The 14753-nt window shown below is 62.1% G+C and carries 12 protein-coding genes; 5 read left to right on the top strand and 7 right to left on the bottom strand.

Translation table 11 applies throughout. From position 1 onward, the window contains the following. The first annotated feature begins 162 nt into the window (after positions 1 to 162). From OIS50_RS01085 to OIS50_RS01075, 3 genes are all read left to right on the top strand, one after another. Positions 163 to 804: a hypothetical protein gene (locus tag OIS50_RS01085; RefSeq protein ID WP_264692493.1), complete on the top strand. Its 642-nt coding sequence runs from the start codon at positions 163 to 165 to the stop codon at positions 802 to 804. A gap of 135 nt (positions 805 to 939) precedes the next feature. Then, positions 940 to 2430 carry a hypothetical protein gene (locus OIS50_RS01080; RefSeq protein ID WP_264692492.1) on the top strand — a complete coding sequence of 497 codons (1491 nt, stop codon included), beginning with the start codon at positions 940 to 942 and terminating at the stop codon, positions 2428 to 2430. Between the two features lie 42 nt (positions 2431 to 2472). Further along, a complete protein-coding gene (locus OIS50_RS01075; RefSeq protein ID WP_264692491.1) occupies positions 2473 to 3567 on the top strand; it encodes an MBL fold metallo-hydrolase in 1095 nt (364 codons plus the stop codon). A 172-nt stretch (positions 3568 to 3739) separates the two neighbouring features. Here the strand turns inward: OIS50_RS01075 and OIS50_RS01070 are convergent, their stop codons facing one another. Continuing rightward, on the bottom strand, positions 3740 to 4477 hold the full coding sequence (locus tag OIS50_RS01070) for an adenine nucleotide alpha hydrolase (protein ID WP_264692490.1): 738 nt from the start codon (positions 4475 to 4477) through the stop codon (positions 3740 to 3742). A gap of 142 nt (positions 4478 to 4619) precedes the next feature. Here OIS50_RS01070 and OIS50_RS01065 point away from each other — a divergent pair, with 142 nt between their 5' ends. Then, the gene (locus tag OIS50_RS01065) at positions 4620 to 5141 is read left to right on the top strand and encodes a hypothetical protein (protein ID WP_264692489.1); all 522 of its coding nucleotides are present in this window, start codon (positions 4620 to 4622) and stop codon (positions 5139 to 5141) included. A 363-nt stretch (positions 5142 to 5504) separates the two neighbouring features. Beyond that, positions 5505 to 5693 (top strand): hypothetical protein, encoded by a 189-nt coding sequence (locus tag OIS50_RS01060; protein WP_264692488.1) that lies wholly within the window; start codon positions 5505 to 5507, stop codon positions 5691 to 5693. A gap of 88 nt (positions 5694 to 5781) precedes the next feature. Here OIS50_RS01060 and OIS50_RS01055 read toward each other — a convergent pair whose 3' ends face one another. The 6 genes from OIS50_RS01055 to OIS50_RS01030 all read right to left on the bottom strand — a co-directional run bounded on the left by OIS50_RS01055 (position 5782) and on the right by OIS50_RS01030 (position 14583). After that, the gene (locus tag OIS50_RS01055; RefSeq protein ID WP_264692487.1) at positions 5782 to 7590 is read right to left on the bottom strand and encodes a DUF885 domain-containing protein; all 1809 of its coding nucleotides are present in this window, start codon (positions 7588 to 7590) and stop codon (positions 5782 to 5784) included. A 163-nt stretch (positions 7591 to 7753) separates the two neighbouring features. After that, on the bottom strand, positions 7754 to 9043 hold the full coding sequence (locus OIS50_RS01050; protein WP_264692486.1) for a hypothetical protein: 1290 nt from the start codon (positions 9041 to 9043) through the stop codon (positions 7754 to 7756). 711 nt (positions 9044 to 9754) lie between these two features. Next, positions 9755 to 11029 (bottom strand): tetratricopeptide repeat protein, encoded by a 1275-nt coding sequence (locus tag OIS50_RS01045; RefSeq protein WP_264692485.1) that lies wholly within the window; start codon positions 11027 to 11029, stop codon positions 9755 to 9757. A 151-nt stretch (positions 11030 to 11180) separates the two neighbouring features. Then, positions 11181 to 11819, bottom strand: coding sequence for a flavin reductase family protein (locus tag OIS50_RS01040; protein ID WP_264692484.1), 639 nt, complete (start codon positions 11817 to 11819; stop codon positions 11181 to 11183). A 452-nt stretch (positions 11820 to 12271) separates the two neighbouring features. Continuing rightward, entirely contained in the window at positions 12272 to 13552 is a 1281-nt protein-coding gene (locus OIS50_RS01035; protein WP_264692483.1) for a carboxypeptidase-like regulatory domain-containing protein, read from the bottom strand. A 191-nt stretch (positions 13553 to 13743) separates the two neighbouring features. Beyond that, the gene (locus OIS50_RS01030) at positions 13744 to 14583 is read right to left on the bottom strand and encodes an ion transporter (protein ID WP_264692482.1); all 840 of its coding nucleotides are present in this window, start codon (positions 14581 to 14583) and stop codon (positions 13744 to 13746) included. Positions 14584 to 14753 lie beyond the last annotated feature (170 nt).

The raw sequence follows: 14753 nt of genomic DNA, 5'->3' as shown, positions 1-14753 counted from the left end.
GCCCGTCGGGCAAAAATAAACACCGCTATATAGCTCTTCTTTTGTGAGCTACGTAGAGTATGGGCTGGCTTGGCGTGAAAGCCGCCGCCCTGGCCCGCTGTAGAGTTTCGTCGTTCAGGCATTGCGTACAAGTTCTTCTCACAACCATCACCCCCTACAGCTATGAAAAAGTCGCTTCGTTCCCCGCTTTTCCTGTTCTCGGCCGCCGTGCTGAGCGTTTCGGTTGCCCTTTCGGGTTGCAACCGCGAAACCACCTCCGGCGCCACCACTTCGGGCTCTACCTCGGGTAGCGGCACCACCTCGGGCACTTACGACTCGACGACGCCGGCCACCACATCGGGCAGCACTACCACGGGTACTACCTCGGGCTCAACCAGCGGCACCACCTACGGCACCACTTCGGGTAGCACCAGCGGCAGCACTACCAGCGGCACCACCTCGGGCACTACTACGATGGGCAGCGACATGGGCACTACCACTTCGGGGACTACGTCGGGCTCTACCACGATGAGCACTTCGGGGACTACCTCGGGCACCACCAGCGGCAGCACCACCATGAGCACCAGCGGCTCTACCTCGGGCTCGGGCACCATGGGCACCACCAGCGGTACTACCTCGGGCTCCACCACGCGTAGCACCATGGGTACTACCAGCGGCAGCACCTCCGGCTCCACCACCCGCAGCACGTCTACGTCGGGCAGCACTTCGGGCTCTACCACCCGTGGCACTACCTCGGGTACTACGTCGGGCACCACCTCGGGCCGCACCACGTCGGGTTCTACTTCCGGTTCAACCACCCGCTAATTCCTAACGGCTTTGCATACTTCGGTCGAACCGCTTGACCGGGCGCAAGGGCAACTTCCCACCGAGGAGGTTGCCCTTTCTGCGCCTCCGCCTCCTTCATCCGGCAGCGGGCCCGGCCTTCGGTTGTTGGCCTTGTTGCGCCGTCCTTTCGAAGTCGATATCCGGGCCCTGGCGCTGATGCGCATGGCCGTGGCCGCGGTAATCCTGCTCGACCTGGGCATCCGCAGCACCGACTTGGAGGCCCACTACACCAACCTGGGGGTGCTGCCCCTGCACGTGCTGTTCGAGCGGGCCTGGAACCCCTACGAGTTTTCCATTCATAACATGAGCGGCCTGTGGCAGGTGCAGGCGCTGCTGTTTCTGGCGGCGGCGGCTTTTGCCGTGGGCCTGCTGCTGGGTTGGCGCACCCGCCTGATGACGGTGCTTTCGTGGGTGATGCTGGTGTCGTTGCAAAACCGCAACCCCATGATTGCGCAGGGCGGCGACGACTTGCTGCGCATGCTGCTGTTCTGGAGCATCTTTCTGCCCTGGGGCCGCGTGTGGAGCAAGGATGCCGAGGGCAAGCCTGCCCCCGAAAGCTACACGCACTTTAGCGCCGCCACGGTGGCCTATGTGGTGCAAATTGCCCTGGTGTACGTGTGCACGGCCTTCCTGAAAAACGCCCCCGAATGGACCACCGAGGGCACGGCCATTTACTACGCCCTCAGCCTCGACCAGGTGCTGATGCCCGGCGGCCGCCTGCTGTACCCGCACTACGAGCTGATGCGCTGGCTGACGCACCTCACCTACTACACCGAGCTGCTGCTGCCCATTCTGCTGTTTATACCGGTGGGCACCGCGTTTTTCCGGACGGTGTTTGTGGCCGTGCTGTTCAGCTTTCATATCGGCATCAGCCTTACGCTGTTCGTGGGCCTGTTCTTCGTCATCAACTTTGCCTCCCTCATGGGCCTGCTGCCCACGCCCGTACTCAATTGGCTGGAGTGCAAGCTGGGTCCTGCTACGCAACGCTGCTCGGGCTACCTAGGCGGGCTGCGCCAACGGCTGCCGGCCTGGCAGCTGCCGTTGCAGGTGCAGCTGCAAGCCACCTGGCAACCCAGGGCCCGCAAGCGCCAGCTGGAAATATTGCCCCTGCTGCGCGAAACCGTGCTGTACGTGCTCGTGGGCTACACCATTTGGTGGAACCTCGACGGCATCATCGCGCCGCGCTACACCATGAGCGAGCCGCTGCGCTGGTTTGGCTACCAGTTTCGTACCGATCAGCACTGGGGCATGTTTGCGCCGGCTGTGTTCAAAGACGACGGCTGGTACATTCTGGAAGGCCACGCCGCCAACGGGCGCCTGTACGATTTGTACCGCGAGGGCCGGCCGGTGTCGTACGAAAAGCCGTACTCGGTAATGGCGCTGCACAAAAACGACCGGTGGCGCAAGTACTCCGAGAACTACCTGTTCGTGGACAACTCCTGGATGCGGCCGTATTACTGCAACTACATGCTGCGCATCTGGCACCTCAACCCGCGCAACCCGCCCCTGAAGCGCCTCGATGTGGTGTACATGAAAGAAGTATCGCTGCCGAACTACCAGGTTTCGGAGCCGAAACGCGAGGTGCTTTGCAGCTGCGAATACTAGCCGCCGCAAGGGCCTCTACCCACTCAATCCAACACCTACCCTATGACCAATCACCATCTGGATGTGCTGAAGTCGCGCCCGAACCGCGCCACCACGCCCGATTTGCAGTACGTAGCGCCCGGCGTGTGGGCGTTGCGCAACGTGTTCGTGAATTTGTTTTTCGTGCGCCCCGAGCCCAACTCGGGTCCGTGGGTGCTGGTTGATGCCGGCCTGCCCGGCGCGGCGGGCAAAATCCGGCACGCGGCCGAAACGCTGTTTGGCGAAGGCGCGCGGCCCGAGGCCATTGTGATGACGCACGGCCACTTCGACCACGCCGGCGCCCTCAAAACCCTGGCCGAGCACTGGGACGTGCCCGTGTACGCGCACCGCTTGGAGCTGCCCTACCTCACGGGCCGCTCCTCGTACCCCCCACCCGACCCCACCGTGGGCGGCGGTGCCATGGCGCTGATGTCGGTGCTGTACCCCAAAACGCCCTACGACCTAGGCAGCCGCGCCCACGAGCTGCCCGCCGATGGCTCGGTGCCGCAGCTACCCGGCTGGCGCTGGCTGCACACGCCCGGCCACACGCCCGGCCACGTGTCGTTTTTCCGCGAATCGGACCGCCTGCTGCTGGCCGGCGACGCCTTCGTGACGGTGGAGCAGGAATCGGCCATTGCCGTGTGGGAGCAGCGCCAGGAGGTGCACGGCCCGCCCAAGTACTTTACCTGCGACTGGCAAGCCGCCCGCAATTCGGTTGAACTGCTGGCCCAGCTGAAACCGGCCATTGCCGCTACCGGCCACGGCGTGCCCATGCGCGGCGATGCGCTGCAGCAAGAGCTGGAGCAGCTGGCCCGCGAGTTCGACCGGCTGGCCGTGCCGGCCCACGGCCGCTACGTGCCGCAGCCCGCGCAAGCCGACGAATCGGGTGTGGTAGCGGTGCCGCCGCCCGTAATTGGGGCGCGCACGCCGCTGCTGGTGGGCGCCACTGCCGCTGTGGTGGGCCTGGCTGCCTACGCCATACTCGCGCAGCGCCGCAACGGCAGCAACAAGCACCTGAAGCGCCGCAAGCAAAACCGCATGCGCCACCACCACCTCGATCAGCCCGAAGCCTACGCCAGCGGCGTAATCGACCCGTTTGCGCCGACAGAAGGTTATTAGTTTTTTAGCTGTTAGCTATCAGCTGTTGGCTGTTAGTTATTGGCTATCGGCTGTCAGCCTAAATTAGCCCAACGAAAAGCCCGCGACTTGCGTCGCGGGCTTTTCTGTTACTGGCGTTATGGCATGTCAGCCAAGAGCTGACAGCCAACCGCTAACAGCTAACAGCTGCCGACTAACAGCTGCCAACCAAATCCTGGTACCAAAAGCCGGCGCTGAAGGGGTTGGGCTCGTTGCGGTAGCAGTCGTCGTTGGCTTTTTCGGTTTCGGTGGCGGGGCGGTAGGTACGGTGTACCTGCTCGCCGCGCGCAAAGGCAATAGGCCGGCTGAAGTACGGCGCATCGTACACGAAGCTGTGATACTCGCCGTTTTCGCCGCACGGGTCGACGCCGGCCGGCAAGTCGCGCAGAAACTGCTCGTCGAGCTCGCGCCCGCAAAAGCTTTGGTCGAGGTGCTGGTCGTTGACGCACACCACCACGGCCCGAAACCCTAGGTCGAGAAACTCGCGCATCACCTCGGCAGCCGGCTTGTGCCAGATGGGGAACTCGGCTTGCCAGCCCGCGTGCGCCAGCTGCTGCTCGCGGTACGTACGCAAATCCTGCAGGTGCAAATCGCCGAACACGGTGGTGCGCACGCCCTCGGCAGCCAGCCTACCCAGGGCCGCGGTCATGCGCTGCTCGTACACCTCCATGCTGGGCATTTCGGGCAGCCACACGGGCACCAGCGGCAGGCCGATGCGCTCGGCCTGGGCTTCGAGCAGCTCGGCCCGCACGCCGTGCATGGCCACGCGGCGGTAGTGCTCGTTGAGGGTGGTGAGCAGGTGCGTGAGGCGCAGGTGCGGGCTGCGCAGCGCGTGGTGCAGGCACAACGCGGAGTCTTTGCCTCCGCTCCAGCTGAGTACGGCGTTTGTCAAGGCTGATGGGGTTTGGATGCCGCAAAGATGCGCGTTGGGGCATTTCGCACGCGTGAGCCTAGGTGCAGTTAGCCAAAAGAGCGGCGCGGCGCGTATACAACAGCTCAATCCGAATTCTCTCATCCAAAACATTGCCTCTGCTATGTCTCGCACCCCGTACGCGCTAGGCGCGGCCCTGCTGCTGCTGTCGGCGCTTGTTGCCTGCGACCGTTCTATGGAACCCGGCATCGACCATTACATCCAGGATTCGTTCGACCGTGCTCCGCACGCTACCCGCGTCGATACCGAGCGCGACAGCGTATCGGGCGGCGGCAAGGCATACACGCCGGTGGGCACCACCTCGGGCGCCCGCACCGTGGCCGAGGCCGTCAGCTCGCAGCCCGGCGGCGACCCCAACACCTCCAAATACACCGAAACCGGCACCACCGACGGCAGCAGCACCACCAGCGGCCGTAGCCTCACGGGCCGCGGTGCCCACGACTCCGAAATACCCGCCACCGACAACCCGCCGCAAGCCGGCACCACCTCGGGCCGGGGTTCGCTCAACAACATCCCGCGCTCTACGCCCCAAAACGCCTCCATGCAAGGCGTGCAGGGCGGTGGCCCACGCCGCAACACCGACCGCGAAAACAGCAACTCGAGCCGCCAGGACAACCGCCAGTAGCCGCACATCGACACCGGCCTCAGCCGCCCCCGAACCTGGTTCGGCGGGCGGCTTTTTTTGTGGCCCGAAGCGGCAGCTCCGCAATGCCCGACCGCGGCACAAACACCTAGGGCACAGCACCCATGGCGGCTCCGCAACCGGTAGCCGGCGCCCTAGGTTGTGGGCCGGCTTTGGGCGGCCAGCAGCCGGGCGCACCAAGGGTAGGTATGCGGAGGCAGCGGGCGGCAAATACGGTGGCCGAATTATGTAAATATTCTAAGTATAAATCTTGCTGAAATACGTGTCTATTCGGAAACTCGACTATAGCTGCGCTGCGTACAAGCAGCTATAAAGCTCTACAACCTACACCTTCCCACCCCATTTATGCAGTACTCACGTTATCGGGTTTCCTCGGCCAGCGAGCGGGGCGCCGCATCCGGCCAGCGTTTGCATTCTGCCGGCAGCCAGGCGGCCCGCAGCCACGCCTACCGCCACACCCGCCACACCCGCCCCAACCACGACGGGCGCCACGCCCACGAGCGCGACACCGACCGCACCGCCGACAACGCCTAGGTGCCCACGGGCCCCGGCCAGCCCGGCAGCCAGCAAAAAGCCCCGCGCCAGCAACGGCGCGGGGCTTTTTGCACGGGGGCCCTAGGTGCTACTGCTGCTTAGCAGCCCAGGCATCCATCTTGCGCTCCAGCACGGCCAGCGGCATTACACCGTCTTTCAGCAGCTCGTCGTGGAAGTCGCTGATCCTGAACTTGGCGCCCAACTGCTGCTCGTACTTGCGGCGCAGCTCCTGAATTTTGAGCGAACCGGTTTTGTACGACAGTGCCTGGGCCGGAATAGCCATGTAGCGCTCAATTTCGGCTACGGCACCCTGCTCGTTGATGGCTTCGTTGTCCATCATGTACTTAATGGCCTGCTCGCGCGTCATGTTCTTGCTGTGCATGCCCACGTCTACCACCAGCCGGATGGCGCGGTGAATCTCGTCGCCCAGCGCGCCCATGTACTGGTATGGGTCGGTGTAGAGGCCTAGCTCCTTGCCCAGGCTCTCGGTGTACAGAGCCCAGCCCTCGCCCATGGCGCCGTACCACGCAAAGCGGCGGAACTTGGGCATCTGGTCGTTTTCCTGCTGCAGCGAGGTTTGGTAGTGGTGGCCCGGAATGGCTTCGTGCAGAAACAGCGACTCCATGCCCGAGGTGGTATTGAAGGTTTTGGCGTCGAGAATGGGCACGTAGAAAATGCCCGGGCGCGAGCCGTCGGGGTTGCCGGGGTTGTACTCGGCCGAGGCCGAAGCGGCCCGGAAAGCTTCCGTCTGGCGAATCTCGAACGGCGTTTTGGGCGTGCGGCCGAACAGCTTGGGAAGGTTCGGGGTGATTTTGGCCTGAATGCCGCGGAAGGCGTTCAGTACGTCTTCGGGCGTTTTGTAGGGCGTAAAGCGCTTATCGGTGCGCATGTAGTTGAAAAACGCGTTCAGGTCGCCTTTAAAGCCAACCTGGTTTTTCACGCGCTCCATCTCCGTCCGGATGCGCTTCACCTCGGCCAAGCCCGTCTGGTAAATCTCGTCGGGCGTTTTATCGGTGGTGGTCCAGTACTTCACGTAGTACCGGTAAATTTCGGGGCCGTTGGGCACGGCTGCAATGCCGGTGCTGGTGCGGCTCTTGGGCAGGTACTCCGTTTCCAGGAACTGACCCAGGCGGCGGTACGTGGGCACCAGCTCGTTGCTGATGGCGGCACGGTACGCCTCCGTAATGCGCTTGCGGTCGGCCTCCGAAACACTAGCCGGAAACTTGTTGATGGGCCCGTAGAACAAGCTCTTCGTGGGGTCGGATACCACCATGGCTTCCATCTGCGGAATCATCTTTTGCACCAGCGGGCGGGGCAGCACTACGCCGGCGCGCATGCCGCGCCGGAAGTTGCTGATAGCTGTATCGGCCCACACCGAGAAACCGCGCACGCGGCCCAGCCAGTTGTCGTAATCCTCGGCGGTTTTGAAGGGCTGCACGCCCTCGCCCGAGCCGTACTGGCCCATGGTAAGCGGCAAGCCCCAAAACTGCTGAAACGGCACCATCCAGGTGTTCAGCTTCAGGCCCTCGAGCTTGGTTTCGAGGTCGTAGCGGAAGATGTCGTAGCTGATTTTGTCGTTGTCGGAAAGCTTTTCGCGGTCGAACTGCTGCAGCTCCGTCAGGTATTTCTGGTAGAACTGCTGCAGGTTTTGCCGGAAGGCCACCGTGCCGTCGTTGGGCAGCTGGTCGTTGTAGCGGTTGTCGCCCTGGGCCGTGGCCTCCAACGGAAACAGCTTGGAGTTTTCTTCCCAGTAGCGGTCGAAAACCGAGCCGAGGGTGTTTTCGGCCGTAGCGGTTTGCGCACCGCCACCTACCTGGGCTTCTTTCTGGGTTTGCTGCGAACAGCCCATCAGCAAGGCGCCGGCCAGCACGCCGGCCGCGAGTGTACGTTTGTTCATGAGAGAGGAGAAGAAGTAGGGCCTAAATCTAACCGCTTTCTGCGCGCCAAAAAGCAGTTGCCTTAGCCGAATTGCTACACCCCTAGGTGCCCACAAAACAAAAGCCCGCGAGGCAGTACCTCGCGGGCTTTCGGGCCGGGTAATTACGTCCCTTCTCCGGCTGTTAGTCGCGCAGCATCGTTTTTTTGGTGAGCGTGCCGTTGGTGGTTACGGCCTGCACAATGTACACCCCGCCCAAGCTCTGGCGCAGCGGAATCTGGCGCGTAACCAGGCCGGTAGCACCATCGGGCATTACCTCGGTGTGCAGCACGCGGCCCATGTTGTCCATCACCCGAATGGCGCGGCACACGGCGTCGGTGCGCATTTCCACAATCAGGTTGCCAGGGGTGCCGTAGGCGCTCAGCTCCTGCTGGGCTGCGCCGGCCTGCACGGCCACCACCTGCGAGGTAGTAGCGGTGCCGTCGAGGTCGGTTTGCTTGAGGCGGTAGTAGTTCAGGCCGGGGCGCATGTTATTGTCCACGGCGCTGTACTCGCGGCGGGCCGAGGAGTTGCCGGCGGCGCGCACGGTAGTTACCACGTCAAAGGTTTTGCCATCGGTGGAGCGCTCCACCGCAAAGCTGGCCGAGTTCTTTTCCGAAGCCGTTACCCACTGCAGCTGCACTTGCTTGCCCACGTAGCGGGCGTTGAAGCTGGCCAGCTCTACGGGCAGCGGCGCGGCAGTGGCGCAGCCATTCACGGTAATGTAGTCCTGCACGCGGGGGTTGCACGTCAGGCCATCGGTGGCGCAGTCGTTGGGCTGGCCCTGCACGCACACCCGCAGGCTGTTGCCAAACAGGCCGTTGAGGCTGCCGTTGCCCTGGGTAAGTACGCAACCGCTGATCGAGAGCGTGCCGGTGCCCATGATGCGCGGGTTGCCCTGCGTTACCATAAGGTTGCCGTCGATGTCAATTTCGGCGCCGGGCGCCACCATCAGGTCCGATTGGTTGGCCAGCGAAATATTGCAGTCGGTGCTGAGGTTGGCAGTAGCGCTCAGCTGCGCATCGGCCTTGTAAAAGCTGATGCTGTACACATCGAGCGTGCCGTCGAGCTGCAGGCGCGTCATGTCGGGGCCGCTTTGCTCGCCGAAGTACAGGTTGTGGGCGTTGGCTTTGTCGGTGAGCGAGCCGGTGCTGGTAATTACCATTTTGGCATTGTCGCCGGCTACGCTGTAATCGATATCCAACTCAACGGCCGAGTTGATGACGATGATGTTGTCGCTGGCCTCTTGCCCGTTGCGCTGTTGGTTGTTGGTGGGCGTCAGGTGGCCGTCGGCTTTGCCCGAAATAACCCAGGTGTTGGGGTCGCTCCACTTACCGCCACCGGGTTTGGAGGTGTAGGTGCACTGGGCTTGGGCCTGGGTAGCGCCAACCACAGAAGTCAGAAGAAAAGAAAGGCAGAGTATGGTGGATTTCATATGGGTACAGGCTAGGGAAAACAGGCCGGCGGAGCGGGCCGTGCTTTCGGTTTTTTGCTTTCGCATTTGGAGCCTGATACGCTTTGTAGTATTATTGGATGCAGAAATAGGACTACAAACTATATAAGTAATATTTATTAATTTAATATTTAAATATTAAGATTGTTTGATAACTACTATGCCCAATGGCCCGGTTTAGCTCAGGCAATCAATACTTTATCCCGCCCGCACCGGATATTTCCACTTTGTTATATAGCGCTGATTATCACGCACAAGCTGACTTTTTGGGGCTGATTATTTTTGTAGGCCGCCGACCTTTTCCTCTCGTTCCAGCGGTATACATAAACCAGCCCGGAGCTAAACTGCCCAGGCTTTGCTCGTGTGCTTTATGCAATCATTTACCCAAATAGATGGGGGCACCGCGAAATACCCGATAGCAATTGCTGCCTCGCTCCGGGGCCGCTTCCGGCCTGTCAACAATTCAGCACTAGGCCGCAGTACGGTATTTCGAACCGCTGTCCTGCTCCCCCTTTTGGGTGCGCAGGCAAGCCTCGCGCTTCGGCCTGCAGGGCTCAGCCGGATTCTATTGAGCAGACATTGTTTCAGGGGTAACCAAACACGCCGAGGCCCGCGGGGCACCAACTGTAGCTGGTGCCCCGCGGGCCTTTCAGGTGTTTTCACGTGGCAGGTGCCCGGGCACCTAGGGCGCAGCTATTTTTTGTGCTGTTTAAGGTAAGCGCGGGCCTCGCGGTACTCGGGCGAGTTGCGCGGGGCTTTGTCCTTTACTACGTTGTAATAGCGGCGGGCCGTGGCCACGTCGGAGCGGTCGGCGGCAATGCGGGCGAGGTGGCGGTGGGCCAGCACGTAAAAGCCTTGTTCGGTTTCGCCGGTGCTTTCGGCAAACACGATGCAGCGCTGGAAGTATTCGGCAGCCTTTTCGGAGTTGTCGTAGCGGTGCTCCATCAGCCAGCCCAAAAAGTACGTGGCGTAGCGGCCGCTGATGGCCTCGTAGCCAGGCATGCCTTTGTTAAGCTTTTCAAGAATTTCGCGGCTTACCCGCTCGCATTCGTCGTACTCGCCGCGGTTGTAGCAGGCCAGGGCGTAGAAGCGCTGGAAGTAGGCGTTGTCGGGGTAGTTAGCGGCCAGGTCGCGGGCTACGGGCAGGGCTTCGGTGGGCTTGTTTTCGTCGTTGTACAAGATCTTCATCAGGAAGAACTTGGCCTCGGTGCCGGTGTAAAAGCCGTTATCGGCCACGTTGCGCAGCTGGCGCAGCCCTAGGTCGCGGTTGCCCTTCGGGAAAAACAGCATTACCGGGCGCAGCAGCGGGTAGTTTTCGGCAATCCACACCTGGTAATAGTTAAACAAAGCCTGGCCAAACAAAAACTCGGGGCTCAGGCCGTTGGCCTCCTGGCTGCGGGCCAGGTAATCGAGGGCTTCTTTGCTGTACACGGTGGCTTTGCGCCAGTTGGCCCGCTCGGCGTTTAGCCTTGCGGCAAACCCGTACGCGGCCGACAGAAAAAAGCACGCCTCGTAGTTCTGCTTATCCTGCTTATACAAGGTTTCGCCTTTGCTGATGGTGGTGTCCATGTAGGCAAAAAAGACCTTGTCGTAGAGCTTGGTTTGCACGTTGCTGGGCACGATTTTCCACCACTGGCTCAGGCCCAGCAAAAAGTACGGCATGGGGTGCTCGGGGTAGCGGCGGCGGAGCGAGCGAAATTGCTTTTCGGCCTTGTCGTACTTGAAGTTGTAGAGGTTGCGCACGGCCCCGTCGAGCTCCAGCTGGATTTCCTTGTCGAGCAGCAGCCAACTTTTGGTGTTGATGGCCGTGGGCGACACCTCCACGTTTTCGAGCTGAATGTTGCGGATGGGCGCATCGGGCCGTTTGGTGGTATCGGGCCGCTGCTGCGCATGCGCGCACAAGGCCCCCAGGCCACCTAGGGCAACCAGGCACAAGCGCAACCAAATCAGTGAAAAACGTTGGGGCATAGATCAAGAACGGCACTCGGCTACTAAACGCCCAAAGGCGCCCGCAGCGTGCACGGCTGCTAACATACGGCCACACCAGGCCGCGCGGACAATTGTTGAGTTAAAAACCGTACCAACGGCCGCCCGCAAATCCGTTGCGCGCTCCATTCCGCTACTCCGCAATGCGCTGCGGGCCTTGGCCGGCGCGGGCAAAGGCGTAGCGGGCCAGGGGCTCCACGCGGTGGTAGCCATCGAGGCCGCTGATGCAGACATCGGCCACGGCCCCTAGGTGCAACGAGCCATCGGGTTGCAGCACCTCGGGGGCCAGGTACACGTGTTCCACGCTGCCGATGAGCAGCACCGTGCCGTTCAGCCGAATGGGCACCTCCTCCTGCAGGCGCAACCCGATGCTGATCTGGCTTTCGGCGACGTAAGGCGCCGGAAACTCGTGGCGGTAGCTGGGCGTGAGGCCACAGGCCGCAAACTCCGACTCCTCGCGCGCAAAGTTGGCCGAGGTGTAGTGCGCCGCCGCCACAAAGCCCTCGTGCACGTGGTTGATGGTGTAGCAGCCCGTGCTCCGGATGTTTTCGTAGGTGTGCCGCGGCACGGTGGTGGGGCGCGTTACCATGCCCAGCACGGCGGGGTCGGAGCCGAGGTGCACCACCGAGCTGAAAATGGCCACGTTGGTAGCGCCCTGCCCGTCGGTGGTGCCGATGAGGTTGGCCGGTTTGTAGCCCGTGATGCTGTTGACGAGGTTGAGGCGGTAAATCTTATCAAAAGCCTGAATGTCGGCGGCGGTGAGGTGGTGCATGAGCCCGAGCGTAGATGAATGCGGAACAGGTGCACTACCGGCCTGCCGGCTGATTGTTTTGGGGCCTCACGGGACCCCTACGGGGCACGGCCCCCTACCTCGCTCCATGCGCGACGTCATAGAGAGGGGGAGCCACGGCGGCGCGGCCGTCAGCAACGATTGCGGCGGCTGCGGCTCGCGCCTGCGCCGCCGCCCCGTGTAGCGCGGAAATCCGTTCCGCGACGCGCCACCGGCGCGTATGGGGCACCGCGCGGTACCGGATACGCGCCCGTGGCGCGTCGCGGAACGGATTTCCGCGCTACAGGACCTAGGGGCCGGAAACGCGGCGGGGCCGCCGAACTTGGTTCGGCGGCCCCGCAATCGTTGAACGAAATCGTTGCTGACGGCTGGCTCCCCCTCTCCCTCGGAGAGGGGGCCGTGCCCCGTAGCAGTCCCGTGAGGCCCCTAGGTACCTAGCGGCGTTGGGCGGGCTTGGCAGGCTTGGTTACCATGGTGCCAAACGCCCCGGCCTTTTCGAACGACTGAATCACCTCGTCCTCCACGGGGGTGCGCTGCACCACGGGGTTGTTGGCCCAAAACTCGGGGTCGTATTTCACGCTCCGAATGGCCTGCAGGTCGTTTTCGTTGGCGCTTACGCGGGCGTAGCGCACGTTGCCGGGCTGCTTGGTGGTGTCGTAGAAAAACGTGAACGACTCCACGCTGATGGCCGCTTTCGGCATGCCGGGGCGCACCAGGTCGGTGGTCAGGTTTACCTGCATGTGGTCGAGCGGGGCCACGGGCGCGTCGCTGTCCTGAAACACCATATCAATGCTCAGCTTGGAGTTATCCACCTTGTAGCTCGGGTTGCTGAGCGTGGTAGTGAAGTTGGGCGTCGTGAATTTGTAGCGCTTCACCTTGTAGGTTTCCACGTCAATCCAGACGGTGCCTTCGGCCTTGTATTTCTTCAGCTCGGGGCGGGTTTCGAAGTTGATTTCGGCCACGCCGCTGCTGTCGTCGCCGAGCACGCGCACCAGCTCCACGTTGTAGTTTTTCACCACGTTGGGGCTGAACAGGGCCAGGCTCACGGTGCTGTCGGCGCGCGGGTCGTACAACCCGAACGACTTGGTGTAGAGCGAAAAGTTGCTGAAGTTCATGGCCGCCTGCTTGCCCGCAAAGCGGCCCTGCGCAATGGCCGTGCCCTCGATGCGGGCCGGGTTGGTTTTCACGTTCCAGATTACTTCCTGCAACTCGGTAGGCCCGTTATCGATGCGCGTAATCTGGCGGTAAAAGGCCTGGCCGTAGTACTTCTGCCCGTAGTTGCGCTGCATCTGGCGGTACGCGCGGTCTACCAGCTGGTAGGCGTAGCTGCCCACCTTCACTTCGGGCAGCGTAATGGCCGTGGTAGCCAGGCTCACCTTCAGGGGCTGATCGATGCTGGTAACGCGCACGGTGTCGCGCACGTGGGCAATTTCGCTGAACACGAGCGTTTGCGGCAGCTGCGACACGTTCAGCTGAAACTCGCCGCTTACGTTGCTGGCGGTGCCTTTGGTGGAGTTTTTCACGCCGATACTCACGAAGGGCAGCGGCTCCTGGGTGTCCTTATCCACCACCACGCCCCGGATAATGTACTGGGCCTGTGCCGGCGCTACCGCCCCCAGGGCGAGCAACAAAACGAGCAAGGCGCCGGCGCTGGGCCAGCCTACGCGCGAAAGCAACCGGCCGAAGGCCGTCGTCGGAAAATCAGATAAAGCCAAAACTGCGAACGGTTGTTGATGTGAAACCTAAACCAGGTGCTTGCTACAACGCCAGCCAGCCCCGAAAACATGCATCCGGCCTGCAAAAATACAGCCACGCTGCGCAGTGCCCCACTCAGCAGCCCTGGGTAGGCGGCCGCAACATACCCCAAAGTGTTGGCCGTGGGCCCGCGCCAACCGCCCCGCTGCGCTTACAGATGCTCGCCGCAACGCCAGCAAAAACCGGCGTCGGGGCGGTGCTCGGCGGCCTGGCACACGTGGCACACCACCTGTTTGTAAGCAGGCGCACCTAGGGCCGGGCGGGTGGCGCTGGCCATTTGCGCCGACACTATGCCCGTGGGCACCGCAATAATGGCGTAGCCCAAAATCATGAGCACCGAGGCCAGGGTGCGGCCCATCATGGTTACAGGCGAAATATCGCCGTAGCCCACCGTGGTAACCGTTACGATGGCCCAGTAAATGCTCTGCGGAATGCTCGTGAAGCCGTTGGCGCCGCCCTCAATCACGTACATCAGCGTGCCCACAATGATGACAATGGTAAGCACTGCCGTCAGGAACACCATAATTTTAAACCGGCTGGCTTTCAGGGCTTCCACGATAAATTCGCCTTCGCCCACAAAGTGCCCCAGCTTGAATATGCGGAACACGCGCAGCAGGCGCAGCGTGCGAATCACCAGCAGGTACTGGCTGCCTATCATTACGAGGCTGAGCAGCGTGGGCACAATGGCCAGGAAATCGATGATGCCAAGCGGGCTGAGCGCGTAGGCCAGCGGACGGCGCACCACAATCAGGCGCGCGAGGTACTCGATGAGGAAAACGCCCGTGAAAAACCACTCGATGGCGCGCAGCAATTGCCCGTAGCTGGCGTTGATGGAACGCACGCTTTCGAGCATCACGGCCAGCACGCTCAGCAAAATAGCCCACAGCAGCGCCACGTCGAAAGCACGGCCGGCGGGGGTATCGGCTTCAAAAATGACGCCGTAGGCAGTGCGCCGCCAGCTCGGCGAGGTGTCTTTCGGACGAAGTTCCATGGTCAAAACAAGCAGGCAGGCGCCAAAGCACCTAGGGCCATGTACGCGAAACGATGAGCTATGGCTTAGCGACTGCGGGCACGCTGGCAGAAAAACCATCCCAAAGCACAGCCGCTCCCGCCGCGGTTGCGTATACCTACCTCGCAGCCACCCACTTGGCTGACCGGGTA

It is taken from the genome of Hymenobacter sp. YIM 151858-1 (assembly GCF_025979705.1).
Taxonomy (GTDB): domain Bacteria; phylum Bacteroidota; class Bacteroidia; order Cytophagales; family Hymenobacteraceae; genus Solirubrum.
Note: the sequence above shows the minus strand (reverse complement) of the source record. Positions and strands in the feature narration are given on the sequence as shown.